General features: G+C 46.4%; 21 protein-coding genes. 11 read left to right on the forward strand and 10 right to left on the reverse strand.

The window, feature by feature from the left end:
• The first annotated feature begins 131 nt into the window (after positions 1-131).
• Both RDV52_RS01115 and RDV52_RS01120 read left to right on the forward strand, forming a co-directional pair.
• Positions 132-3539 (forward strand): glycosyltransferase, encoded by a 3408-nt coding sequence (locus RDV52_RS01115; RefSeq protein ID WP_004367853.1) that lies wholly within the window; start codon positions 132-134, stop codon positions 3537-3539.
• Positions 3540-3921: 382 nt separating this feature from the next.
• A complete protein-coding gene (locus RDV52_RS01120; protein ID WP_004362856.1) occupies positions 3922-4182 on the forward strand; it encodes a membrane protein in 261 nt (86 codons plus the stop codon).
• A gap of 146 nt (positions 4183-4328) precedes the next feature.
• Here the strand turns inward: RDV52_RS01120 and RDV52_RS01125 are convergent, their stop codons facing one another.
• On the reverse strand, positions 4329-5621 hold the full coding sequence (locus RDV52_RS01125) for a M64 family metallopeptidase (RefSeq protein WP_004367851.1): 1293 nt from the start codon (positions 5619-5621) through the stop codon (positions 4329-4331).
• 134 nt (positions 5622-5755) lie between these two features.
• On the opposite strand from RDV52_RS01125, the gene RDV52_RS01130 reads away from it, so the two are divergent.
• The 5 genes from RDV52_RS01130 to rpmA all read left to right on the forward strand — a co-directional run bounded on the left by RDV52_RS01130 (position 5756) and on the right by rpmA (position 9683).
• Positions 5756-6742 carry a Gfo/Idh/MocA family protein gene (locus RDV52_RS01130; RefSeq protein ID WP_004367850.1) on the forward strand — a complete coding sequence of 329 codons (987 nt, stop codon included), beginning with the start codon at positions 5756-5758 and terminating at the stop codon, positions 6740-6742.
• A gap of 4 nt (positions 6743-6746) precedes the next feature.
• Positions 6747-7916 (forward strand): DUF4421 domain-containing protein, encoded by a 1170-nt coding sequence (locus RDV52_RS01135; RefSeq protein WP_004367849.1) that lies wholly within the window; start codon positions 6747-6749, stop codon positions 7914-7916.
• Positions 7917-7934: 18 nt separating this feature from the next.
• Positions 7935-8882 carry an N-acetylmuramoyl-L-alanine amidase-like domain-containing protein gene (locus RDV52_RS01140; protein ID WP_004367848.1) on the forward strand — a complete coding sequence of 316 codons (948 nt, stop codon included), beginning with the start codon at positions 7935-7937 and terminating at the stop codon, positions 8880-8882.
• A 175-nt stretch (positions 8883-9057) separates the two neighbouring features.
• A complete protein-coding gene (gene rplU, locus RDV52_RS01145) occupies positions 9058-9375 on the forward strand; it encodes a 50S ribosomal protein L21 (RefSeq protein ID WP_004367847.1) in 318 nt (105 codons plus the stop codon).
• A gap of 17 nt (positions 9376-9392) precedes the next feature.
• A complete protein-coding gene (gene rpmA / locus RDV52_RS01150; RefSeq protein WP_004362850.1) occupies positions 9393-9683 on the forward strand; it encodes a 50S ribosomal protein L27 in 291 nt (96 codons plus the stop codon).
• Between the two features lie 126 nt (positions 9684-9809).
• Here the strand turns inward: rpmA and RDV52_RS01155 are convergent, their stop codons facing one another.
• The 4 genes from RDV52_RS01155 to RDV52_RS01170 form a co-directional block, all read right to left on the reverse strand.
• Positions 9810-11135, reverse strand: a complete 1326-nt coding sequence (locus RDV52_RS01155) for an ABC transporter permease (RefSeq protein ID WP_004367846.1) — start codon at positions 11133-11135, stop codon at positions 9810-9812.
• Between the two features lie 120 nt (positions 11136-11255).
• The gene (locus RDV52_RS01160; RefSeq protein ID WP_004367845.1) at positions 11256-12419 is read right to left on the reverse strand and encodes an ABC transporter permease; all 1164 of its coding nucleotides are present in this window, start codon (positions 12417-12419) and stop codon (positions 11256-11258) included.
• A gap of 110 nt (positions 12420-12529) precedes the next feature.
• Positions 12530-13516 carry an HlyD family secretion protein gene (locus tag RDV52_RS01165; RefSeq protein WP_004367844.1) on the reverse strand — a complete coding sequence of 329 codons (987 nt, stop codon included), beginning with the start codon at positions 13514-13516 and terminating at the stop codon, positions 12530-12532.
• Positions 13517-13628: 112 nt separating this feature from the next.
• Positions 13629-15314, reverse strand: a complete 1686-nt coding sequence (locus tag RDV52_RS01170) for a TolC family protein (RefSeq protein WP_004367843.1) — start codon at positions 15312-15314, stop codon at positions 13629-13631.
• 212 nt (positions 15315-15526) lie between these two features.
• On the opposite strand from RDV52_RS01170, the gene RDV52_RS01175 reads away from it, so the two are divergent.
• The 3 genes from RDV52_RS01175 (at position 15527) to RDV52_RS01185 (ending at position 18516) form a co-directional block, all read left to right on the forward strand.
• Complete coding sequence (locus RDV52_RS01175) at positions 15527-15745, forward strand: DUF4492 domain-containing protein (RefSeq protein ID WP_004362845.1); 219 nt, start codon at positions 15527-15529, stop codon at positions 15743-15745.
• Between the two features lie 96 nt (positions 15746-15841).
• Positions 15842-17377, forward strand: coding sequence for a cytochrome ubiquinol oxidase subunit I (locus RDV52_RS01180; RefSeq protein WP_004367841.1), 1536 nt, complete (start codon positions 15842-15844; stop codon positions 17375-17377).
• Positions 17374-18516 (forward strand): cytochrome d ubiquinol oxidase subunit II, encoded by a 1143-nt coding sequence (locus RDV52_RS01185; RefSeq protein WP_004367840.1) that lies wholly within the window; start codon positions 17374-17376, stop codon positions 18514-18516. Before RDV52_RS01180 ends, RDV52_RS01185 begins: the two co-directional genes overlap by 4 nt.
• A 256-nt stretch (positions 18517-18772) precedes the next feature.
• On the opposite strand, the gene RDV52_RS01190 is transcribed toward RDV52_RS01185, so the two are convergent.
• Positions 18773-19453 (reverse strand): peptidylprolyl isomerase, encoded by a 681-nt coding sequence (locus tag RDV52_RS01190; RefSeq protein WP_004362842.1) that lies wholly within the window; start codon positions 19451-19453, stop codon positions 18773-18775.
• A 10-nt stretch (positions 19454-19463) separates the two neighbouring features.
• Positions 19464-20699 carry a CobW family GTP-binding protein gene (locus RDV52_RS01195; RefSeq protein WP_040557275.1) on the reverse strand — a complete coding sequence of 412 codons (1236 nt, stop codon included), beginning with the start codon at positions 20697-20699 and terminating at the stop codon, positions 19464-19466.
• A 634-nt stretch (positions 20700-21333) separates the two neighbouring features.
• Here RDV52_RS01195 and RDV52_RS01200 point away from each other — a divergent pair.
• A complete protein-coding gene (locus RDV52_RS01200) occupies positions 21334-22260 on the forward strand; it encodes an Abi family protein (RefSeq protein WP_004367837.1) in 927 nt (308 codons plus the stop codon).
• 322 nt (positions 22261-22582) lie between these two features.
• Here the strand turns inward: RDV52_RS01200 and RDV52_RS01205 are convergent, their stop codons facing one another.
• The 3 genes from RDV52_RS01205 to RDV52_RS01215 all read right to left on the reverse strand — a co-directional run bounded on the left by RDV52_RS01205 (position 22583) and on the right by RDV52_RS01215 (position 24287).
• A complete protein-coding gene (locus RDV52_RS01205; RefSeq protein WP_004362839.1) occupies positions 22583-22918 on the reverse strand; it encodes a DUF2149 domain-containing protein in 336 nt (111 codons plus the stop codon).
• The gene (locus tag RDV52_RS01210) at positions 22915-23517 is read right to left on the reverse strand and encodes a MotA/TolQ/ExbB proton channel family protein (RefSeq protein ID WP_004362838.1); all 603 of its coding nucleotides are present in this window, start codon (positions 23515-23517) and stop codon (positions 22915-22917) included. The genes RDV52_RS01205 and RDV52_RS01210 overlap by 4 nt, the downstream gene beginning before the upstream one ends.
• A gap of 71 nt (positions 23518-23588) precedes the next feature.
• Positions 23589-24287 carry a hypothetical protein gene (locus tag RDV52_RS01215; protein WP_004362837.1) on the reverse strand — a complete coding sequence of 233 codons (699 nt, stop codon included), beginning with the start codon at positions 24285-24287 and terminating at the stop codon, positions 23589-23591.
• Between the last annotated feature and the right edge of the window lie 2 nt (positions 24288-24289).

The following is a 24289-nucleotide window of genomic DNA, read 5'->3' on the forward strand; positions in this document are numbered from 1 at the left end:
CTTCCGCATTAGACTATTTTAATCCTTTCTTCATCTTTTTTTCACCAAAAAGCAATGTGGAGACAAGATTATGTTATACTTTTGCACATTGTTTCAGAATGCACTAAAGAAGTTTTACAAAGATTGAAGGCATGGACAGACAAGTTTTTCAGACAAATTCGCGACAACGTTGGAACCGATTTAAATGGACGTTACGCGTGCTCCTGACCATCGCAATGTTGCTGGGAGCGGTGTTCTTGGCTATGTTTGCGCTGGAGGGAAGTCCGCGAATGCCTTTCCGCCACGACTATCGCAGCGTGGTTTCGGCAGGAAAACCTTTCTTGAAAGACAACAAAACGTCAAAAGAATACAAGTCGTTCCGCGACTTCTTTCAAGAGCAACGAATGCACAGCAACTATGCGCGTGTAGCCACAAGGCAACACCGCTTTGTAGGAAAAGCCAGGGGCTTGGCGCAGAAATACATAGCCGAATGGACCGACCCCCGTATGGGAATACGCTCGGCATGGTATGTAAACTGGGACAAACGTGCCTACCTGTCGCTGAAAAACAACATAAAACATCTTAACATGGTGCTGCCGGAATGGTTCTTCATAGACCCTAATACCGACCAACTGGAAAGCAGGATAGACCAGAAAGCACTCAAGCTGATGCACAGTGCAGGCGTACCCATCTTGCCAATGCTTACCAACAACTATGGAGCAAAGTTCCGTTCAGAACCCATCGGACGCATCATGAGCGACCCCAAAAAGAGAATGGCACTGATAAACCAGCTTGCCGACCAGTGCAAACAACACGGATTTTCGGGCATTAACCTCGACCTTGAGGACTTGAACATTAACGACAACGCACTGTTGGTAACGCTCGTGAAAGACTTTGCAACTGTTTTCCACGCCCACGGACTCTATGTTACACAGGCTATTGCCGCTTTCAACGACGACTACGACGTGCAGGAGCTTGCCAAATATGACGATTACCTGTTCCTGATGGCATACGACGAGCACAACTCAACCAGCCAACCGGGTGCCGTCAGCTCCCAACGCTGGGTGGAAAAGGCTACCGACTGGGCAGCCAAGAACGTTCCGAACGACAAGATTGTGCTGGGTCTGGCAGCCTACGGATACGACTGGACCGAAGGAAAAAACGTGGGAACAGCCGTCTCTTTCGACCAGATTATAGCCACGGCACAGAATGCCGGAGCCAAAATAGCGTTCAACGACGACACCTATAACCTTGATTTCAGTTACAAAGACGAAGGCAATGGCACGCTGCACCACGTGTTTTTCCCCGACGCTGCCACCACTTTCAACATCATGCGCTTTGGTACACAGTACCACATGGCAGGCTTTGGACTGTGGCGTTTAGGCACGGAAGACAAACGTATATGGCGATTTTACGGCAAAGACATGGCGTGGGAGAATGCTTCCAAGCTGTCTGTTAGCAAGCTGATGCAGCTGAATGGCACCGACGACGTGAACTTTGTAGGTTCCGGCGAGGTGCTCAACGTAACCTCGGAACCCCATCACGGCAAGATTTCCGTAACCATAGACAAGGACAATTGTCTGATTACCGAAGAATATTACCAGGCACTTCCCACCACCTACACCATACAGCGATTGGGCAAATGCAAGCCTAAACAACTGGTTCTGACCTTCGACGACGGTCCCGACGAGCACTGGACGCCAACCGTTTTAAGCACGCTGAAGAAGTATAAAGTGCCCGCAGCCTTCTTTATGGTGGGACTGCAAATGGAGAAGAACCTGCCTTTGGTGAAGCAAGTGTTCGACGACGGGCACACCATAGGCAACCATACGTTCACCCACCACGACATGTCGGAAAACTCGGACCGCCGTTCGTATGCTGAACTGAAGCTCACGCGCATGCTCATAGAAAGCATAACGGGGCAGAGCACCATTCTTTTCCGTGCGCCATACAATGCCGATGCCGACCCAACGGGGCACGAAGAGATATGGCCAATGATTATTGCGAGCCGCCGAAACTATCTTTTTGTGGGCGAATCGATAGACCCTAACGACTGGCAGCCGGGGGTTACAGCCGACCAGATATACAAGCGTGTCATAGACGGAGTGCACAACGAGGACGGACACATCATTCTTTTACACGATGCCGGAGGTGATACGCGCGAGGCAACAGTAGCTGCCTTGCCCCGGATAATAGAGACCTTGCAGCGCGAAGGCTATCAGTTTATATCCTTGGAACAGTATCTCGACATGAGCCGACAAACGCTTATGCCACCCATAGAGAAAGGAAACGTGTACTATGCCATGCAGGCTAACCTTAGTTTAGCCGAGTTCATCTACCACGTCAGCGACTTTCTCACGGCGTTGTTCCTCGTATTCCTGGTGCTCGGATTTGTGCGCCTGCTCTTTATGTACATACTTATGGTGCGCGAAAAGCGGACAGAAAACCATCGGAACTATGCCCCCATCAGTGCCGGAACAGCTCCTGAAGTATCGATTATCGTGCCTGCCTACAACGAAGAAGTAAACATTGTGCGCACCATCAGCAACCTCAAACAGCAAGACTACCCCAGTTTCCACATCTATTTGGTAGACGATGGGAGCAGCGACAATACGCTGGCGAGGGCACGCGAACAGTTCGGAAACGATGCGGAAGTTACGATTATAGAGAAGGAAAATGGCGGAAAGGCATCGGCTCTGAACCGTGGAATAGCAGCCTGCACCACCGAATATGTGGTTTGTATAGATGCCGACACGCAGCTGCAGTCCGATGCCGTGAGCAAGCTGATGCGCCATTTTGTTGCCGACAAGACGGGTCGCGTGGGCGCAGTGGCAGGCAATGTAAAGGTGGGAAACCAGCGAAACATGCTTACTTACTGGCAAGCCATAGAGTATACCACCAGTCAGAACTTCGACAGAATGGCTTATTCCAACATCAATGCCATCACGGTCATACCCGGAGCCATAGGCGCATTCCGCAAGAAAGTGTTGGAAGAGGTGGGTGGTTTCACCACTGACACGTTGGCAGAAGACTGCGATTTGACGATGAGCATAAACGAACGGGGCTACATTATAGAGAACGAGAACTATGCTATCGCCATGACCGAAGTGCCCGAGACACTCCGCCAGTTCGTAAAACAGCGCATACGCTGGTGCTTCGGTGTAATGCAAGCCTTCTGGAAACACCGTTCGTCGCTGTTTGCAACATCGGAAAAAGGTTTCGGAATGTGGGCTATGCCCAATATGTTGGTATTCCAATACATCATACCAACATTCTCTCCGCTGGCAGACGTGCTCATGCTCATAGGCTTGTTCACGGGCAATGCTGCTCAAGTTTTTATCTATTATTTAGTGTTTTTGCTTGTCGATGCAAGCGTTTCCATCATGGCTTACATCTTCGAACACGAACGTCTGTGGGTTCTTTTATGGATTATTCCACAACGTTTCTTCTATCGCTGGATAATGTATTACGTGCTTTTCAAAAGTTATCTGAAGGCTATTAAGGGAGAGTTGCAGACCTGGGGCGTGCTGAAGCGCACAGGACACGTAAAGAGCAACTGATGCCTTGCCCTGCAGATGGGGCAGAACCGGCAAGCCATGCCGTTACGATGGTGCCCCGTGCACCATGCTCTGCTTGTTCGGAAAGGGAGCTGTCAGTAGAGAAAAACATTTAAAGAACTTTCTTTTGCAGCATTTTTCTTGCTCTGATACAAAACTTTACATATCTTTGCAACGGAATTTTGGATAATAAAAGAAAACGTATCTAAAACATTGAAATCAAGGATTTGTACTTGTCCCATTTCTTAAACAGTGCGTGTTCTTGCTACGGTTAAGTCTTAAGATGTCTGAAAAGGTTCATTCGGATTGACGGAAACGCAGGTTTGTTCCAATCTACCACTAATAAAAAAACAATAATATCACATTTTAAAAGAAAGGACTTAACATGACAAAGGAAAAGTTTTTCGGAGGTATGGGCTGGGCAGGTATGGTTACATCGATATTGATGTACGTGTTCTACTTCCCACAAATCCTGAACAATTTAGATGGACACAAGGGCACTTTCATACAGCCTTTCATGGCAGGAATAAACTGTACGCTGTGGGTTTGCTATGGTTTCTTCAAGGAAAAACGCGACTGGCCTCTCGTCATTGCCAACGTTCCGGGCATTATTTTCGGCTTCGTTGCAGCGTTTACGGCACTGTAATGCGAGACAGGACTCAGGTTTCTGCATGCCAGGAAACCAATCGTAGATACACGTTCGTAATATTCTGAAGGCAGAATTTACCGAAAATCACAAAGGCAGACTCTAAGAATTACACTTATAGAGTCTGCCTTCAACTTTGTTTTAGCCTATTCCGTATAGAACTTAACCATTCGTGTAATGGCACGTTGGCACACCTTGCAGAAGTTCGGATTTTGGTTCGTGCGCATTCTGCAGTCGGGAAAGGCACGGTAAACGCCGTGTTTGGTGTAGCCTGCCGGCTCGTATGCGCCTATTTTCCAGTTCTTTTGGTTTGCACCAGGCTTGTCCAAGTCGGCTGGTTGCGGTGTGGGCACAGGCGTTCCGGGCTTGATAAGGTCGCCCCACTTCGACTTTAGGTCCACCAATGTGGTTAAGTTGGGTTCCCACGGCTCTATATCTTTCGGATACATGGGTATGTCGCCGTAGCCATACTCGTCGCCAAGCCCTGCAAAAGAGTGTCCGAACTCGTGCACCACCACCGGTTTGAAAGCTGGGTGCCGCACCATGGAGAGGTTGTACGAGTTCAATATGCCTCCGCCGCCATAGTTTTCGGTGTTCACCAATATAATAATGTGTTCGTAAGGAGTACCTGCCAGCCAGTTGTGGAGGGTTTTCAGGTGCAGCGTCGTAAGGTATCTGTCGCTGTAGAAGGTATTGAAGTTGGAGTGCAAAGCCGTGTTCTTCCAGATGCCCTTGCCTGGATTGGACGTGCCACTTTCTGCCGACGGCGACTTGACAGCCACCACGTTGAAGCGGTTTCGCAGCGATTTAAACGGTTCGTGGGCAAACAAGGCTTCCATGGCTGTGCGGCAATCGTTTATGAAGGCGGGCATCTCGGCTTCGGTATAGCCTTCCGCCACGTAGGCAATGTGTATGCAGCGTGTGGTGTCGGCAGCCGTCTGCAATGTTGTGTAGGGTGTTACGTGCTTCTCGCCTATATGCCGTATCAGTATGTCGGTGGGCACTACGGTGTGCGTAAGCGATGCCGTTGCCTGCCGGCGGTTGTCGAACAGTTCCACCGTAATGTCTACGGTATCTTTCGGGAAAGGCACCAAGAAGACGTTCTCGAACGACTTCGAAGTGGTCTTGGCTTCGTCGTAGGTAAGCCATTCCTGGAAAAGTGTGGAGAAAGAGTTGCGGAAGAGAACAGCCTTCGTGCGATGGTCGCGCACCGTAATTTGTCCGTTGCCTTCCACGGGTAGCTCGCTTAGCCTTTGTTTCTTGCCATACCATCGTGGAATATGGCAGAGTTCGTCTACGGCAATGGTCTGATGGTTTGCGTTTCCGGCAAAATTGTAGTCTAAACGCAGCGTTGCATCTTTGAAAAAGTGCTGGAAGTCTTGCGCAAAAGCAAATGTGCCGGCGAGCAGGAAGAGCAGCAGCAGATTTATTTTCCTCATGTTACAAATAGTGTTTTCGTTTGTTTGCAAATTTAATAATATTTTTCTTATTCTGCCTCCACATTATATATATTTGTTGATAATGCCCTTGTTATTCGGCAAAAAATTGTATTTTTGCAGAAAAAGAAATAGCAATGAAGCACATCTCTTGGGGATTTATTGGTCTGGGAGAGGCAACGGAACGCAAGTCGGGCGCTGCTTTCAATGCCGTTACCGAGTCGCATGTGGAAGCCGTATTCAGCAGGAGCGCACACGATGCCCGCACCTATGCCAACCTGTATGGCGTGCCCCACTGGTACACCGATGCGCAATCGATGATAGAAAACCCCAATGTCAATGCCATATACATAGCCACTCCTCCCTCGGCACACGCTGCATACGCCATCATGGCAATGCGTGCGGGCAAGCCGTGCCTCATAGAAAAGCCCTTGGCATCGTCGTACGAGGACTGCGTTCGCATTAATCGTGTAGCCGAACAAACGGGGGTTCCCTGCTTCGTAGCCTACTATCGGCGCTATCTGCCTTACTTTAGAACCGTGAGAGACATATTGAGGCACGGTGTCATCGGCAAGGTTCTCAGCATTCAGATACGCTTTGCCGTACCCGCAAACGAGCTCGACAACGATGGGAATAAGGACGACAGACCCTGGCGACTGCAGCCTCAGGAAGACGGCAGGGGCTATTTCTACAACCTTGCACCCCACCAGTTCGACCTGCTCCAGTATCTGTTCGGCATCATTGTCAAGGCACATGGCTACACGGCAAACCGTACGGGGCACTACAAAGTGGAAGATACGGTGAACGCCGTGTTTCGATTCGAGGACGGACTTTGCGGCAGTGGGTCGTGGAGTTTTGCCGCTCACGAAAGTGCAAAAGAGGACAGCATGGAGATATATGGCACGGAAGGGCGCATTGTCTTCTCGGTTTACGACTACGAACCGATTACGCTTTACACCAGCGAAGGCATGAAAAGTTTCGACATAAAGAACCCGCACTATGTGCAGGAACCACTTATCAGAGCTGTGGTACAAGACCTTCAGGGATATGGAAAATGCGAAATAAACAGTGTAGAGGCTACGCCTACCAACTGGGTAATGGACAGAATATTAGGCAAATACTAACATAATGGTCGGCAAGAACATTACCGTCTGCTTGCTTTTGCTGATTTTTGCAATCGCAATGAAAGCCGAAGACAGCAAGGAAACGACACACAAGGGGATAACAAGACAATGCCCGGACAGCGTGATATGGCAGCGTCCGGACACGGGCAGGCATACACGCAAACACAAACCGGACCGCCCCGGGAAGTCTCTGAATGTGGTTGGTGGAATTGACACTACCTATATAGAACTGCAAAAATATAACTTTACCGTGATGGCACAGAACACAAACAACTTTGAAATGTATGCTCTGAGCAGCCGGGAAAGTCACCGTCTGACACTCGCACCCGAACCAACAGTGCGCATCGGACCCTATGCCGGGTGGCGATGGATATTTCTTGGATATACCATCGACATTAAAAACCCTTTCTTTAACGGAGCGAAACAAAAACGGAAAGAGTTCGATTTGAGTTTGTATAGCGCAAAAATAGGTATCGATTTATACTATCGGAAGACGGGAAAAGACTTTAAGATACGCAGCTTGTCGATGGGTGGGAAAATAGATACGCACCCTATGGAAGGCATGGAGTTCGACGGTGTGGAGACAACCGTAAAGGGCTTCAATGTCTATTACATATTCAATCATCAGCATTTCTCCTATCCTGCCGCCTTCAGCCAGAGCACAATACAACGCAAATCGGCTGGAAGTCCGCTCATTGGCATAGGTTATACGAAACACACGCTGCGCATTGACTGGCCCGAATTTTACAGATTAGCCTACAAATACCTAAAAATGAAGGGACGATACGAAGACGTTGAGCAGTCGTTAGAACGCGAGGAACTGCGCTACACCAACTTTACCGTAAGTGGCGGATATGCTTACAACTACGTGTTTGCACGCAACTGGCTGCTGGCAGGGTCGGCAATGCTGGGCCTGGCATACAAACACAATGGGGGAAAGATAGTGGAAGAGAACTCGTCGAAGTTCCGAATAATAACTCACAACATCGATCTCGATGGCATAGCACGCTTCGGAGTGGTATGGAACAACATGAAATGGTATGCCGGGTCAAGCATTATTTTACACGCATTCAACTACCATCGCAACGGACTTTCTACCACAAACCTGTTCGGAAACATGAATATCTACGTGGGAATGAACTTTGGCAGACGTGGGAAATCTAAGAAAATATAAACTTAAAACCGCGACAGAATGAAGACTTTAAGGTTCGTTTTCCTGCTTGCAATGCCCATCTTGCTTTGGGCAGGCAGTGCCACAACTTCGCAAGATATGGGCTTTCGGCACATGGTTGTTCCCCGACAGCAAGCCAGACCGAGAGCAGCGGGGGTTGCATCTGCCGATTCCGAACGGGTAGAGCGGCTACTTTCGTCTTTAATTCCGCTCCGTTCAAAACTCTCGAAAGAGGACTTGACGCTAAAGGTGGCACGCTTTTTTGTAGGGGTCCCCTACGTTGCACACACATTGGATCGCAACAACGAGGAAACACTCGTAGTGAATATGCGTGGCATGGACTGCACTACTTATCTTGAGAACGTTATTGCTGTGCTGCTCTGCATCGATAAGAAACAAACCAGTTTCGGCTATTTTAAGCAAATGTTGCAGTACATTCGCTACCGACAAGGACGCCTTTCTTACGAAAACAGACTGCATTACTACCAGTGGTGGATAGTTGATAACCAGCAGAAAGGTTTCATCAGGCAGATAGAAGGACCTAATCCACCTTTCACTGCCACGCAAACGCTGAAGATAAACTACATGAGCGAGAATTATAACAGCTACGACATGCTGCGCAACAGACCCGAACGGGTTGCCGCCTTAAAGAAAATGGAGGACCGAACGAATGGTATAAAGGTACGATACATACCTAAAAACTTGCTAAACAACGCGGCATTGCTGCGCAAGGTGGTGCGCAACGGCGACATTATAGCCATTACGACACGCAAACGCAACCTCGACACAACGCATTTAGGCTTTGCAGTATGGCACGACGATGGACTTCACATGATTAACGCATCGAGTTTGAAACGCAACGGCAGACAAGTGATAGAACCAAAACAGACACTTTACCAGTATTTGATGCAACAGCCAAACAGCACCGGCATTCGTTTGGCACGACTTGTGTTACCCAATCTGAGATAGATATAATAGTCAATCTTTGTTAATTCTTCCTAATTCGTTCCCCACGACATACCAAAACAGCACCTTAATAGAAAGAAAAAGCGTACCTTTGCACAGTTTTTATGCCGTTTAGGCTCGGGTAAGTGCGAGATAGATGCCTCGCCGCCTATCGGTCAAACCGTTTACATTAAATAATATGTACGCAATTGTAGAGATCAACGGTCAGCAGTTTAAGGTTGAAGAAGGCAAGAAACTCTTCGTCAATCATATCAAAGACGCTGAAGAAGGAAAGACCGTTGAGTTTGACAAAGTTCTGCTTTTAGACAACGACGGAACTGTAACAGTGGGTGCACCAACCATAAATGGTGCGAAAGTAGTGGCAGAAGTGTTGAACCCTTTGGTAAAAGGAGACAAGATTATCGTCTTCAAGATGAAGCGCCGCAAGGACTATCGCAAGAAGAATGGACATCGTTCGCACTTCACACAGGTAGAGATTAAAACAATTAACGCTTAAATTTAGGAGGACAAAGAATGGCTCATAAGAAAGGTGTCGGTAGTTCTAAGAACGGACGCGAATCACATTCAAAGCGTTTAGGTGTTAAAATCGGAGGTGGACAGAAGATTATTGCAGGCAACATCATAGTACGCCAGCGTGGTAACAGACACTATCCGGGAGAGAACGTAGCACAGGGTAAGGACGATACACTGTATGCCCTTGCAGATGGTATTGTCTATTTCCACAGGGGAAAGTACAACAAGAGCAAGGTCTCTGTACTCTCTGAAGAGGCTTACGCTGCTAAAACAAAAACACCGGAAGCGTAAAGCGAAACAAACAAAACTATTCCAAACAAACAACATAGTCCCGAATTTCCAATGGAAGTTCGGGATTTATGCGTCATAAAAGTATGGTTCGCTTGTCTTAAAGATTAGAGTTGTATGCGTAAAAACCTATGTATTGGCATTCTCCGTTGCACTGTTTTCTGCCAGATTATCTGCCCCGACATTTGCTTTTCTTGCCGTTCTTGTCTTCTCTATCTTATCTTTCATTCTTTTAATATAGGCAATGGCGTGTTTCCGTGCACTGATAATTTGATAGCGATAAACCAGACAGGTTATGAAGAAATAGACGATGGCTTGTGTCCAAAGGGCAAAAATCTCGGTGCGAATGTCGTCTAACGTGCCTGCCATAGACGACAAACTGAGGAAGCCACGCACGCCAAAGGTCGACGGAATGAGCCATGCTATGCTCTCCCACATGTCAGGAATGTTAGTGCGAGGCCAGCTGACACCTGTTAAGAACAGGCAAGGAACAGAAGTAAACACCACAAGCAACATTACGTTTTCGCGGTGTCGGACAAGGCACGAAAGTGTCATTCCGAAGAAAATTACCGCTAAAAGATAAGGCACGAGCAGACAAATAAGGTCGGTTGGGCGTGCCAACATCGTGAAATGGAAGAAGTGTGGCACGGCTAAAGTGATGTAGGCAGAAACCACACAGTATATCATGAAGTAGCAAAGCGATTTGCCCAGCACTATTTTAAGTATGCCGTTGTGGTGTTTGCTGATAGGAACAAGGTCTTGATAGCGGTTGTTCTCGCGTGCCGTACCTGCCGAAAGACCAATGCCGAGCAGCAGCGTTTGTTGCAAAATAAGTATTAATACGCCTGGCAGAATGGCGTTTCCGTACCCCCCAGTAACGTTAAACAGTGGTTCTTCAGACACCTCCAAGGGTTGCGTTTGCACCTGTTCGTCTCGCACCGTAATGTTTCCTGGCATATCTTTCAGTCGTTCTTTCCCCATATCGAGCGCCACAGTCTGAGACGTTTGGTATATTGCTTTGTAGGCAAGCATAAGGCTCATGTCGCAATAAATGCTGACATGGGCTTGCTGTCCACGGTAAAATGCCTGCTCAAAGTCTTGCGGAAAGTATATAATACCATTCGCATTTTGTTGTGCCACAATGTTTTTTGCCTCGGGTAAACTGTTACAATAGCAGGCAACTTCTACATCGGGTGAGGCATTGAACATACGAATGAACTGGCGCGAAGTAGCCGTATGCGACTGATCCACCACCACTACGGGCACATTGCGTACCACTTCGTTGTTGTAAATCCACGAATAAAGCAGCGGATAGAACAGTGGAACAAGTATAAAGAATATGAGAACACCCTCGTCTTTAATGGTATTCTTCATCTCTATCCACCAGATATAGCAGATAGAAACAATCAAATTGCTGTTGGCATTTGTACGCCTGCTGTTTGTATTCTTCTCCATAAGCCCATTCTTGTTCCTCGCTTTTGCAAAAGGAAATCAGCTTTTTCGTAGAGCTTTTATTTATCTATTTTCTGTTTATTTTGGTTATGAGGAACGTGATAAGTTACGTCCCTGCATGCGCTAAGGTATGTAAACATACTCTAACATGGCTCGCCTTATGTTGCGTGCCGAAAGCAATGGCAGAGCCGCGAAAGCCACAAGAGCCACCACATGCGGCCATGCGTCGATGAGAGGATAGCCGTTGAAGATGGTCATTTGGTACACCATATAATAATGTCGGAGGGGTATGAGCTGGGCTAAACCTATGATTGGCGAATCCATGGCGAACAAAGGAAAGGTTGCTCCGCACGCCGAGAACCCCACAACTGCCCACAACGAGCAGACACTCATGGACATACGAAGCGACGGCATCAGTCCGAAAACGAACACGCCGAAGCCTTGTGCTGCCGATACGGTGAGCAAAGCCAGCAGCAACATCTTGGAAATACCGCCGGGGTGGGGGAAGTTAAGATGACCGTAGACATACCATTCGTAACCCAAGAACAGGGTGAAGAAAACCAAGAACTGTGGCAGCAGTTTGCCCGAAAGTGCCACGACAATGTTCTTTCCAGCCATCTGCATCCATTCTTTCGACCGTCCGAACTTCAGTTCAGTGCCTATAGAGTACACCGTGATAAGCAACATGAACAGCATTAACACGCCCGGCACCATGATGGTAGAAAGGTAAATGTTGTAGCTCAGCCACGGATTGCCAATGGTATGCACGTCGAGCGCAATGGGCTGAAGGGCGGTTTTAATTTCACGTTCGGTCTTTCCGAGCATCTGGAGCTTGGCTGAACCAATGGCAGCCGAGCCGAGTGTGGTAATGGTCTTAAGGTCCTTGAAGAGCAACGCCCCTGCTACCAGCGTTACATTACTATAATAAAACGACACTTTAGGCTGCCTTCCGCTAATCAGCTTGGCAGTTGTTCCCTCCGGAATGTATAGGTATGCGTAGATTTTTCCTTGCTGAACGGCACGTCGTGCTTCGGTTACGTTCGTGTAATGGGCTACCACTTTTGCACTCTGGAAGGCATCTAACTTGCGTATTAGTGCACGTGTTACGGCAGAATTGTCGTTGTCTACCACTCCGCAAGGCATGTTTTCGGGCTGTCCGCTGCTCATCAGTGATGTGAAAAAGATAAGAATGATAATCGGGAAAACTACCATACAGAACAGGTAGATAGGTGTATGTAGCATCTGTTCTACCTCTCTTGCCGCTATTTTAATGATGCGTCGGAACACGATTAGAACCGTTTATTTGTTTTGCTTTCTGTTTTTATTCAATTCAATGGCAATCTGTTTGCAACCCAAATATAGTGTTGCAGGATTGCCTTTTCCATTACGTCAAGGTATCATTTCTTCAATATAACCGACATTCCGGGGCGCAGTCCATCTATTTTCGTAATGGGTCTGGCTTTCACCTCAAACGTTTTCAAGTCGTATTGTCCGGTTGCTTTCGTTGCTTTCCATACGGCATAAGTGCCCTGATTCTTAATGGACGTAACCTGCAAGTCTATGTTTTTGTTAAACGCAGGCACGAAGCCCCTCAGTTTTGTGCCCACTTTCATACCGTTTAACTGGTCTTCCCGTATGTTGAAGGTAGTCCACACGTCGTTCATCATGGATATGCTCATAATCGGACTGCCCAATCCTACAAGCTCGCCCACCTTCGGATAGATGGTGGAAACCTCTCCATCGGCAGTTGCGCGCTGCACTGTTTCCTTCAAAAAAGACTTTACCACGTCTACGGCAGAGCGTGCTGCCTGAGCCTGTTTCTTTGCTGCTCGCTTGGTTTCTTCACGTCTTCCGCTCTTCGCAAGGTCGTATTGAGCACGTGCAACATCTACTGCCGACAGCGTAGTCTTGTATGCTGCCTCGGCTTCGTCGCGTTTTTGAGCCGAAATAACCCCCTCGTTGAAAAGTCGAAGCAGTCGTCCGTAAGTCTTTCCAGCTATGTCGTTGGCGGTAATAGCCTGCTGATAAACATTGTAGGCAGCTGTAATAAGTTCTTGCCGGTTGGGTTCTTCCGTCAAATCGCTAAGGGCTTCGGTTGCTCCGGCGGCTGCATTGGCAACCTTTTCTTGCGCATTCATTTCTGGAATAGCCAGTACAGCCAGCACATCGCCCTTGTGTACGTAGTCGCCTTCCTTTACTTTGATTTCTGTAATGCGTCCCGGCAGTTTGCAAGCTACACGATATTCGCTGACTTCAACCTCGCCCTGAATAACCTCTTCGTCCTTTCCTAACGTGAAATAACCTATTACTGCCACGAGTACAACCACGGTAACAAAACCGAGAATGGCTAAAAGTATGTTGTTATGTTGCGATTTTGCTGACATAATGAAAGTCTTTTATTTTGTTTGTTTTGTTTCTATTGCAATTCTATATGAATGTGTCGGAGTATGCAAGACGGTATTTTTGTATGACATTTGTTGCTGTTTGCAAATGCGTTTACAGTTCTCCGAGTGCCTTCCTTAATGCCACTTGCGCCGTCCTGATGTCTATTTCGGCATCTACAATGGCTGTCTTTGCCGACATCCATGCCGTTTGTGCCTGCATCACATCGGTAACAGTCATTACTCCTTCCTTAAATCCGAGGTTGGCAACACGTAGGTTCTCTTCTGCCGAAACCATGTTTTTGTGTGCAGTAGCCAAGCGGGTGTTTGCGTTTTTAAGGCGGAAGCGAGTCTGTTCCACCTCTAATCTAATCTTGTTTCGTACGTCGCTCAATTCCATTTGAGCCATTTGGGTTGCCGTGCGAGCTGCTCTCACCTTGTATTTGCCTTCTCCCCAGTTCCAAATAGGTACGTGCAGCACCAACCCGATGCTCCAAATGTCTTTGAATTTCTGTTCAAATCCGTTGAAAGCATTGGGGTTCGACACGGTGTAACCAGCCGTTAAGGCGAGGTGCGGACGATAAAGTGCCTGTATAATTTTGGTGTTCTGCTTGGTAATATCAACCGTATTTTGCAGTATTCGTACCTCTGGACGAGCATTGAAAGCAGTGTCCGCACTGTTATAATTTGCAGGAACGAAAGCCGAAAGATTGTCTGTTGCTTCGTCTTCGAGCATTAAATCGCCGTCGAGGGGCAGTCCGCAAAGCTGACAAAGTGCCATTTTCGCTAACGAAATGCCGTTTTCTATTTCCGAAATGGTAAGGTTTGCGGTATTTTCAGCTACCGAAACCTTCAGTCCGTCAGCCTTTGTTGCAACGCCGGCATCGTACATTTTAGTTACATTATCGTGCAACTTGCTTATTAGATTGCGGTATTGTATAGCCAGTATCGACTTTTCTTTGAGCGAAACAATAAGCCAGTAAGCGTTATCGACGGCGAAAAGAACCGTTTGCTGCTTCAGCTGTATATCGTTTTGGGCAAACTCTTCGCCTATCGTAGCTATGTCGTTGAGTGCCTTTATGCCCCCTCCCATATATATGGGTTGCGTAACCATGATACCGGCAGCATACATATTCTTTGTGTTTGTGCGCAATCCGCGTCGTATCGTCTCGCCTATGTTGTTGCCAGCTTGGGAGAGTGGCGTTGTAATACCCCCTAAAACATCGGCTAACCGTTGGGCTGCCTGAGCCGAAATAATGCCTTGTTGTTGCAGCTGACCAATGGTTTGACCTATCTGGCTGCCCAATTTGCCAACTGTTGCCGAGCCTAACGACGATAGCGTTTGCTTTTGTTTGTCGTTAAGGAGCGATATTTCGCGCGACAAATGTTCGTATCCAGCCATGCCCGTAACACGTGGCAGATACTTTGTTTTGGCTGCTTTGTGCGTATTTTCGGCTATTTGAGCAGTCAATTTAGATATTGCCAGCTGTTTATTATTAGCCAAAGCCAGTTCACGACAACGCTTTAACGACAGCACATTGCGTCTTTCTGCAATCACTTCTTGACTTTCTGCCGTTCCGTTTTCCATCTTATCGGCAGCTGTTTCCTGCGTTTTCACCATTGTTTTGTATGCAAAAGCAGACGTTTTTCTAACCCTTTCTGTCATAGTCTTTTGCGTTCCCGTCAATATTTCAGGTACAAATGCAAGCGTTTCCCCTACTGTCTTTTGTGGCAGTTCCTGTGAAAATGCGGCACAAACCGTAGTAAAAAATACACCGAAAAGCAATATTTTTTTTATCATAAAGTTCGATTCTGAATCCTGTACAGCTTTATTCCGTATCTTAATACAAAATTAAATCATTTTGAATATAGACCAAAACAAAATGCTTTATTATTTCTTTATTTTCGTTAAAGGGCGCAAAAATAAAGAAAAAATGCCTAAGTTTTATTTTTTTTCCCTACTTTTGCACTGCACAGTTGTACTTAATACAGATTACGAAACAATTACATTAAATGCGCAGAAATGGCTTTTTATATAGGGTTTTCGACTTATACTACGATGGATTTCGCAGTATGACGCTTGGCAAGACACTTTGGCTTGTCATCTTGGTAAAGCTCTTCATTATGTTCTTTGTCTTAAAATTGTTCTTTTTTCCGAACTTTATTAAGGAGCATTCAAAGCGTGGAAGCGAAGCAAAATTCGTTGAAAAGGAGATGCTGAAGCGCAATTAGGTGTAGCCTGCCGGTGAATGTAGGTATCTGGCAAGATAGAAATCAGGAATAAACGAGAGAACTATAAATTAATTCTAACAGTCATATTATTTAACAATGGGAAATTTATTATTAACCATCGACCCCGATGTTGTGAACTGGTCGCGTGCTCAGTTCGCACTTACAGCCATCTATCACTGGCTGTTTGTGCCACTGACGCTTGGGCTTGCACTCATTATGGGGATTATGGAGACGTACTATTATCGTACGGGAGAAGTGTTTTGGAAGAAGACGGCGCAGTTCTGGCAGCGTCTTTTTGGTATTAATTTCGCCATAGGCGTAGCTACCGGCATTATTTTAGAGTTCGAATTTGGAACGAACTGGAGCAATTACTCTTGGTTTGTAGGCGATATTTTCGGTGCCCCGCTTGCCATCGAGGGTATGCTGGCTTTCTTTATGGAGTCTACTTTCGTGGCTGTTATGTTCTTCGGGTGGAAGAAAGTGTCGCGCGGATTTCACCTTGCGTCCACTTGGCTGACGGGTATTGGTGCCACGATATCGGCTTGGTGGATTCTCGTAGCCAATGCCTGGATGCAGAATCCTGTGGGTTGTGAGTTCAATCCGGACACCATGCGCAACGAAATGACATCGTTCTGGGAAGTAGCTTTAAGTCCGATGGCTGTCAATAAGTTCACTCATACCGTTACATCTGCCTGGGTTCTGGGTGCAGCTTTCTGTGTTGGAGTCAGCTGTTGGTACCTTTTGAAGAAGCGCCACACAGACTTTGCCCGCAAAAGCCTGAAGGTTGGTGCTGTCGTAGGCTTGTGCGCATCGTTGCTTACAGCCGTTGCCGGTGATGAATCGGCTTATCTTGTAGCGCAACATCAGCCTATGAAGCTGGCAGCCATGGAGGCTTTGTACGAAGGAGGCAAGGGAGAAGCACTTACAGGAGTAGCTCTTGTAAATCCATTCTCGCAGCCCGACTACATGAACGAAACCGAACCGCCTATGAAGATAGCTGTACCGAAGGTGCTTTCGTTCCTCGCCACGCGCGACTTTAACGGCTATGTGCCCGGCATTCGCAACATTATAAACGGATATAAGAAGGACGACGGCACTGTTGAACCGTCGCTCGCCGAAAAGATTACTCGGGGCAAACAAGCCATAGCAGCCCTGAAAGCTTACAGAAGCGGACAGAAAACGGAAGCCAATGTAAAGACTTTGAAGACCAACATGAAGTATTTCGGCTATGGCTACATTAAGAATGCGAGCCAGACAGTGCCTCCTGTTGGTATTAATTTCTGGTCGTTCCGTCTGATGGTAGGCTTGGGCGTATTGTTTATTTTGGTATTTGCCATCATCTTGTTCGTGCTTTATCGCAAGGACATAAGCCGTCCTCGGCTTTTGCAGATGGTGGGTGTTGCGCTCATTCCGTTGGCTTATGTTGCCAGTGAATGTGGCTGGTTGGTAGCCGAATTTGGGCGTCAGCCTTGGACAATACAAGACATGTTGCCCACGTGGGCAGCCGTAAGCGACCTCAGCAGTGGGAGTGTTGCATTGACATTCTTCTTGTTCTTATTCCTCTTCACGGCTATGCTTGGGGTTGAAATAAGCATTATGTGTAAACAAATAAAGAAAGGACCGCAACTATGACATACGATTTCTTGCAACATTACTGGTGGTTTCTCATTGCACTTCTCGGTGCATTGCTCGTCTTCCTGATGTTTGTGCAGGGAGCAAACTCCATGATTTTCCAATTGGGTAAGACCGATGTAGAACGCCGTATGGTGATAAACTCTACAGGACGCAAGTGGGAATTTACCTTCACGACGCTTGTAACGTTTGGCGGAGCGTTCTTTGCTTCGTTCCCATTGTTCTACAGTACCAGCTTCGGATCGGCTTATTGGGTGTGGATTATCATTCTTTTCTCGTTCATCATTCAAGCCGTCAGCTACGAGTTTCAGAACAAGGCGGGTAATCTTCTTGGTGTGAAAACTTTCCAGACCTGTCTGGTTATCAATGGCATCGTTGGTCCGCTGCTTCTTGGAGGTGCCGTTGCAACCTTCTTTACAGGGTCTAACTTCATTGTGGAAAAGGCGAATATAGTAAACGGAATGCAGCCCGTCATCTCTCATTGGGCGAATGCTTCGCGCGGACTCGACGTTCTGTTGAACCCATGGGTGGTTATTTTTGGTATCGCCGTGGTGTTCCTCGCTCGCGTGTTGGGCATTCTCTACATTAATAATAATGTGTCCGACGATGCCATACGTTCGCGCATTCGTCTGCAACTCCCCATTAATACCCTGCTATTCCTTATTTTCTTCATTGCATTTCTTGGCAGGACGCTTCTCGGCGACGGCTATGCAGTAAATGCAGACGGCACTGTCGTGATGGAAGCGCTGAAGTATCTGCACAATCTTTTGGATATGTGGTACTTGGCTGTTGTACTTTTGGTGGGTGTATTGCTTGTGCTTTACGGCATTATACGCACGATTTTGCAAGAGAACTACATCAAAGGCATTTGGGCAACAGGCATCGGCGTGGTGCTGGTGGTAATTGTCTTGTTCCTCCTTGCAGGCTATAACAACACGGCTTACTACCCGTCTACAGCCTCCTTGCAAAGCTCTTTGACGATAAAGAACAGCTGTTCGAGCGAGTTTACCCTCACCGCAATGTTCTATGCCAGTCTGATTGCGCCCTTCGTTTTGGGCTACATCTACTACGCTTGGCGCAGTATAGACAGCAAAAAGATTGACCGTCAGGAGATTGAAGACGACGACCACGCTTATTAAAGAACTTTTTTATTTCATTGTTTTATCCTCAATAGCGGTAAATCAATATATTGCAGTGCGATGTGTCAGTGATTGACACATCGCACTTTTGTTTGTTCTGTTGGCAATGATGTGCCAGACCAGCCTTTTCCTATTTTCTTTTTTGCTTGTCGGAAACACTGTTTCAGTTTGCAAAAATGCCTTTACCGAACATAGAACCGGCTTTTGTACGTATCGGTGTACACTTCTGCAAACGTTGGAACAGTATCGTGAGCCTTTACTTTATCACCTTTGCGCTGATGATACGGATATCGTTTACAGGACGGTCGTTGCCATCTGTTGCTGCCTTCTGTATCTTTTCAACGACTCCGAGTCCATCAACCACTTCGCCAAATACGGTGTACGACCCGTCGAGATGTGGCGTACCACCCTGCGTTTTATAGGTTTCTATAAGTTCGGGCGTCAGTTTTGCCTTTCCGTCGGTGTACTTGTCCATTCTTTCTTGCGCCCATTCCAATTGCTTGTCGGTAAACTTCTGCCCCCAGACAATATAGAACTGGGTGGACGACGATGCCCTTTCGGGATTTACATTGTCGCCTTCGCGTGCGGCAGCCAGCGCGCCACGCTTGTGGTAGAGCTTCGGAAAACAAATCTCGGCAGGTATGCTGTACGCTTCAGGAGTGTCGCCAAGCTGTTGCCCCGGCTTGGCTGTTTTCGATGCCAAGTCGCCAGTCTGCACCATGAAGTCTTTTATTACACGATGGAAAAGCACCCCATTGTATGCACCGGACTGCACTTGTTTCAGGAAGTTGTCGCGGTGTCTGGGTGTCTCATTGTACAAAACAAGGCGGATAGTACCACTGTCTGTAACGAGTTCAACCTCGTGCCGAGGTTCTGTTTGCGCCTGTGCCAGAACGGCAACAAGGCAGAACAGGAAGAGAGCGATTGTCTTTTTCATGTTCGTTTCCTTATTTTAAGCACTTGTCCAATTCGGCTTTTATTGCCTCTTTTTCCATATTCTGTCCAATGAAAACGAGCTTTTGCATGCGGTCTCCGTAAGGTTCTTCCCAGTCTTTCTTTAGTTTCGGGTTGCGTTCAAGGAACTCGCGAAGCTCAAAGGGAGGCATTGTGGCATACCATTGTCCGGCATTGCGCAGCGTAACTTGCTTTCCGGCTTGTTCGAAAACATAGCATACGTCTTTCTCGTTGTCGAAGTAGCACAATCCCTTACAGCGTATAATGCTCTTCGGCCACTTGCGTGCGACGAAGTCATCGAAGAAGTTCAGGTCGAACGGACGGCGTGCATAGTACACGAAAGTGTCGATGTTGTACTCCAATGCCTCGCCGCTCTCTTCGTTTTCAAGGTGGTCATGGTCGTGATGATGGTGGTGATGGTGATGCTGATGGCTGTGTTCGTGCTTGTCTCCATCGGCATGGTGGTGCTCATCGTGCCCTTCCTCTTCGTCGTTGTCCTCGTTTTCTATGGCAGCAATCCACGAAGCGGAGGTCGCAACCTTGTCGAAATCGAAGTCGTTTGCCCCAAGAATGCGCTCAAAATCCACGTCTCCGTAGTTACATTCTATTATTTCGGCTTTCGGTTGCAGTGCCCTTACAATCTTGCGCACCTTCTTCAGCTCTTCGGCAGACACGTCATCGACTTTGTTCAGCAGCACAATGTTGCAGAATTCTATCTGTTGTATCAGCAAGTTCTCTATGTCGTCTTCCTCCAAATTCTTCTTCATGAGGTCGTTTCCAGCCGAAAACTCGTCGCACATACGGCGTGTATCCACCACGGTAACAATGTTTCTGAGCACTGCTATGCCGTCTTTTGCAAGGTCGGGATATACTTGTGGATAGGCGCAGATGGTCTGTGCGATGGGCGCAGGTTCGCAAATGCCGCTTGCCTCAATCACGATGTAGTCGAAACGGTGCTGCTTTACGATGTCGCTAAGCTGCTTTACCAAGTCCATTTTAAGCGTGCAGCAGATGCAACCGTTCTGCAATGCCACCAGCGAATCGTCCTGTTGGTCTACCACGCCACCTTTTTCTATCAGGTCGGCATCTATGTTTACTTCGCCAATATCGTTTACAATGACTGCGAACTTGATGCCTTTGTTGTTGCCAAGAATTTTGTTTACGAGTGTAGTCTTACCGCTTCCGAGATATCCTGTAAGCAATAAGACGGGTGTTTCGTTCTTTTCCATATAGTATATAATGTATAATTTATTTTGCTGTTTCCGCCATACAAAGTTACAATAATTATGCCACAATGGTGTCGTATCCATCTTTTTTTTCGATGCCTCAATATGTGCAACTTGCGCAAGAAGCTGTTGCAGCTTGTAAAGAAAAGCGCAAAAGAAATACGGGCATAGCGATTTCGCCTTGCAAAAGGGGCTGTTTTGAGTGGCAAAACAGCCTCTTTTCGTTCGTAAAACGGTGGGTTTTGACACGCAAGAACATGGCTGTTATAATATGTTGATGGTTAATACTTTAGATAAAACAAAATGTTGCGAAAAACATTTACATTGTTTCTGCTCATTTTCTATATCTATAATAAGGTGTGCAGAGATAACCACATTATAAACAAACCACCTTATTATTCATCGAAAGGCGAACTACAAGTTTATCCTTTCGATTGATTGAAAGTAGAAAACAGAATGTATAGAAGCAATTATTCAGTATTTCGATTAATTTTAATGGTATTTATTTTGTAGAAACAATATTTATATGTACTTTTGTAAAAAGAAAGATAGTTGCGAGATTATCGCACTTCAATCATAACAGTACTCGCTTGGCATACCGTAAGATCTGCTGGCGGGTCATTTTTTTACCTATTTTATGAGCCATAAAAAACCACGTTCTGTTGAAGAACAAATAGGAATTTTGAAACAAAGAGGTATGACATTCAGAAACGAAGGGTCTGCCCATATCCTATTAAAAAATGTCAGTTATTACCGCTTAAAAAGCTATTGGTGGGATATGCAGCAAGATAAGACAGAGCATATTTTCTATAAAGGTTCTTGCTTTGAAGACGTAATGGCACGCTACTTGTTCGATAAAGAGTTGCGACTTGTTCTGTTTGATGCGATAGAAACCATAGAAATTGCTTTGCGCACAAAGATGATTTATTACCTTTCTCTTTCATTTGGTGGTCTATTTTATACAGATAGAAGTATTTTTGTAGATGAAGACAGGCACAAAAAGCACTTAGGAGAATTGATGAAAGAATTTATGCGTAGCTGTGAAATATTTGCGAAAGACTACAAGAAGAAGTATGGAATATGGGAAAAAGGTGAGATTGTAGGTCTGGTACAGCAGCCGGAAGCATGGATTATATTCGAAACGGCAACATTCGGAACACTTTCAAAGATGTATAAAAATCTTCAACACCAACTGCCAGAAAAGGCAAAAATAGCCAAAGACTTTAATCTTAACAAGCATAATGAACTTGCAAGCTGGCTCGAAGCAATATCGTACTTGAGGAATATTGTAGCTCATCATTCCAGAATATGGAGCAGGAATATGGTAAAACGACCGATGGAAATTAAAAAACCTATAGGTAAATGGTTGAAAGGACAACTTACGGAAGATGCAAAAAAGAGGCCATACCTTATTATTACAGCTATGCTTTATCTGTGCAATGCCATTGGAATGGGAGAAAAATATAAGGAAAAGATTGTTACTTTAATCAAAAACAATCCCCAAATATCAATATATAAAATTGGTTTTCCTATGGATTGGTTCGATGAAGACATTTGGAAGTAGAAAAGGGATATATGCTGTTGTATGTTAGAACGGTGGGGTTTGACACGCAAAAACATGGCTGTTATAATGTGTTGATGGCTAATACTTTAGACAAAACAAAATGTTGCGAAAAACATTTACAACTTTATAACATGCTCTTTGTCTGCAATAGGCGGATAAAAAATGCAGTAGAAACAAGGAGAAAGGCATTTATAGCTTTCGTTATCTCTACTGCATAGTAAGATGTTAACAAGGTTTTGCAGAGAGTATAAGGCTTCGGGCAGACCAACATTGTGGCTGTTTGCCATACGTGTTGCCCTATTACCCTATTCCAATTGCACGGCTATTCGTCCGGGATATAAATAATTTCGCCATTCTCAAGCTGGTAGGCTGTGCCCACTCGCTTGCCCTTATTGCTCGATTTGGCGTCCTGATTTTTCGACGGAGTGTAGCGTTCTATCTGCTTTCCCTTCTTCGAAATAATCTCCATGTTCTGCTTTCCGGGATTCTTTACCACGGTAAAGTCTTCCGTACTGAACATTTCTGTCATCTTATAGTGGGTAACAAGCGCCACCATAAGTGCCACAGCAAACACCATTGCCGCATCGAAGAGGTTGCTGACAACGCTCATTGGGTCGTCGTCCTCGTCGTGCCCAAGTCTTATTTGTCGTCTTCTCATAATTGTTTGTCGCGGTTTTCGTCCAACATATCGGCGATATAGTTCAGCATTCCCATGTCTCTGCGATACCAACGCTGCTTAACCGCCTTCACCACAAAGCCTATTCCACCGGCAAACAAGCCGATTACGGTGGTGGCAAACGCCACTTGCATGTTGTAAGCCATAGAAGCAATGTCGCCCGAAGACAAGCCAACGAGTGCCGGACCCATAGGAATGAGCGTGCCCATAAGCCCCAACATTGGTCCCATTTTGGTAAACATCTTCGGTGTTTCAAGCTCGCGTTCCACCAAACATTCGTATTCGTCGAGCAAGAAGGTAACTTTTGCAGGACTGTTACGGTTTTCCAACATCTTGGAAATGCAGGTTACAACGGGCAATTTGCCTTTTGGCAGGTGGTCGGAAAGTGTATAAAGGTTGTCGGCAGTGAGCTGTTTCACCTCTTTTTGCAGCAATATTCCACTCTTGCGCATGGTGAGATACTGGCTGAAGAAGCCGCCCAAGAGCAGCAACGAACGTAAAAAGAAGAAGATAAGAATAAGGATTACGGGGACAAGAAGACCTGACGAAATCCAGTAAAGAATGTCTGTTATGTAATTCATAAGTTGTTATTGGTTTATATCTACGTTTATTTTAATTCATGCGGAAGTAGTTTTCGTACAGCAGGGGTACGTCATTCCAATTGCTTCATCTGCCGTTTGGTGTGCCAACGTTGCCACAACATGCCCACGGCACCGAACACAACAACCAGCAGCAACGTACCTGCGAGTGCGCCAACATTGGTGCTGTCGGTTCCCACTACGGCTGTTTTGCCGTTCACTGTAGCCACAATGCCCAACAAGGCAATGAGCAAATTGCAGAGAAAAAGCAGCTCCAAGCGTAGGAAAGTCTCGGGAAGCAGACGTTTTATGGCGTATGTGAGCAGCAGGATAGCCACACAGAACACACCTCCAAGCGTCCAGGCGATGAGCGAAAAGTCTTCGCCGGGAAACACAAAGATGGTTTCCACGAGCAGTGCAAACAGTGTCGGCACTATCATGATGCCGGGAAAGAAACGCAAGAAAGCATACAGCCAGCGACTTTTACGTCCTACGTGTTCGCCCATCTCGGTGTTGGCAGCCAGCAAGCAGAACGCCATCGACAGCAGAACGTCTATGTTCAGCACCACGGAAATGTCGCGGACCAAGTCGGTATTAGCCAGCCATGCAGCTATTTCTGTGGACGATTGCAAGATGGCAACGTGCCAGGCGAAACCCGTAAAAACCATTGCAGCCACCGCAGTAATACTAAGTTGCAAAGTATTTACGAAAGTCTGTTTCAGCAAAAAGCTGAAACAGACAAGCATAAATAGTATGTATACTATGGTTTCCATTA

This window comes from Prevotella nigrescens, assembly GCF_031191185.1.
Classification (GTDB): domain Bacteria; phylum Bacteroidota; class Bacteroidia; order Bacteroidales; family Bacteroidaceae; genus Prevotella; species Prevotella nigrescens.

What these genes read in the sequence shown, in the direction of transcription:
- RDV52_RS01200 (WP_004367837.1), top strand. Translation starts at nt 21,334, where the DNA reads ATGAGCCATAAAAAACCACGTTCTGTTGAAGAACAAATAGGAATTTTG.
- RDV52_RS01125 (WP_004367851.1), bottom strand. Translation starts at nt 5,621, where the DNA reads ATGAGGAAAATAAATCTGCTGCTGCTCTTCCTGCTCGCCGGCACATTT.
- rpmA (WP_004362850.1), top strand. Translation starts at nt 9,393, where the DNA reads ATGGCTCATAAGAAAGGTGTCGGTAGTTCTAAGAACGGACGCGAATCA.
- RDV52_RS01155 (WP_004367846.1), bottom strand. Translation starts at nt 11,135, where the DNA reads ATGGAGAAGAATACAAACAGCAGGCGTACAAATGCCAACAGCAATTTG.
- rplU (WP_004367847.1), top strand. Translation starts at nt 9,058, where the DNA reads ATGTACGCAATTGTAGAGATCAACGGTCAGCAGTTTAAGGTTGAAGAA.
- RDV52_RS01165 (WP_004367844.1), bottom strand. Translation starts at nt 13,516, where the DNA reads ATGTCAGCAAAATCGCAACATAACAACATACTTTTAGCCATTCTCGGT.
- RDV52_RS01190 (WP_004362842.1), bottom strand. Translation starts at nt 19,453, where the DNA reads ATGAAAAAGACAATCGCTCTCTTCCTGTTCTGCCTTGTTGCCGTTCTG.
- RDV52_RS01175 (WP_004362845.1), top strand. Translation starts at nt 15,527, where the DNA reads ATGCGCAGAAATGGCTTTTTATATAGGGTTTTCGACTTATACTACGAT.
- RDV52_RS01215 (WP_004362837.1), bottom strand. Translation starts at nt 24,287, where the DNA reads ATGGAAACCATAGTATACATACTATTTATGCTTGTCTGTTTCAGCTTT.
- RDV52_RS01115 (WP_004367853.1), top strand. Translation starts at nt 132, where the DNA reads ATGGACAGACAAGTTTTTCAGACAAATTCGCGACAACGTTGGAACCGA.
- RDV52_RS01140 (WP_004367848.1), top strand. Translation starts at nt 7,935, where the DNA reads ATGAAGACTTTAAGGTTCGTTTTCCTGCTTGCAATGCCCATCTTGCTT.
- RDV52_RS01130 (WP_004367850.1), top strand. Translation starts at nt 5,756, where the DNA reads ATGAAGCACATCTCTTGGGGATTTATTGGTCTGGGAGAGGCAACGGAA.
- RDV52_RS01210 (WP_004362838.1), bottom strand. Translation starts at nt 23,517, where the DNA reads ATGAATTACATAACAGACATTCTTTACTGGATTTCGTCAGGTCTTCTT.
- RDV52_RS01170 (WP_004367843.1), bottom strand. Translation starts at nt 15,314, where the DNA reads ATGATAAAAAAAATATTGCTTTTCGGTGTATTTTTTACTACGGTTTGT.
- RDV52_RS01195 (WP_040557275.1), bottom strand. Translation starts at nt 20,699, where the DNA reads ATGGAAAAGAACGAAACACCCGTCTTATTGCTTACAGGATATCTCGGA.
- RDV52_RS01120 (WP_004362856.1), top strand. Translation starts at nt 3,922, where the DNA reads ATGACAAAGGAAAAGTTTTTCGGAGGTATGGGCTGGGCAGGTATGGTT.
- RDV52_RS01180 (WP_004367841.1), top strand. Translation starts at nt 15,842, where the DNA reads ATGGGAAATTTATTATTAACCATCGACCCCGATGTTGTGAACTGGTCG.
- RDV52_RS01185 (WP_004367840.1), top strand. Translation starts at nt 17,374, where the DNA reads ATGACATACGATTTCTTGCAACATTACTGGTGGTTTCTCATTGCACTT.
- RDV52_RS01135 (WP_004367849.1), top strand. Translation starts at nt 6,747, where the DNA reads ATGGTCGGCAAGAACATTACCGTCTGCTTGCTTTTGCTGATTTTTGCA.
- RDV52_RS01205 (WP_004362839.1), bottom strand. Translation starts at nt 22,918, where the DNA reads ATGAGAAGACGACAAATAAGACTTGGGCACGACGAGGACGACGACCCA.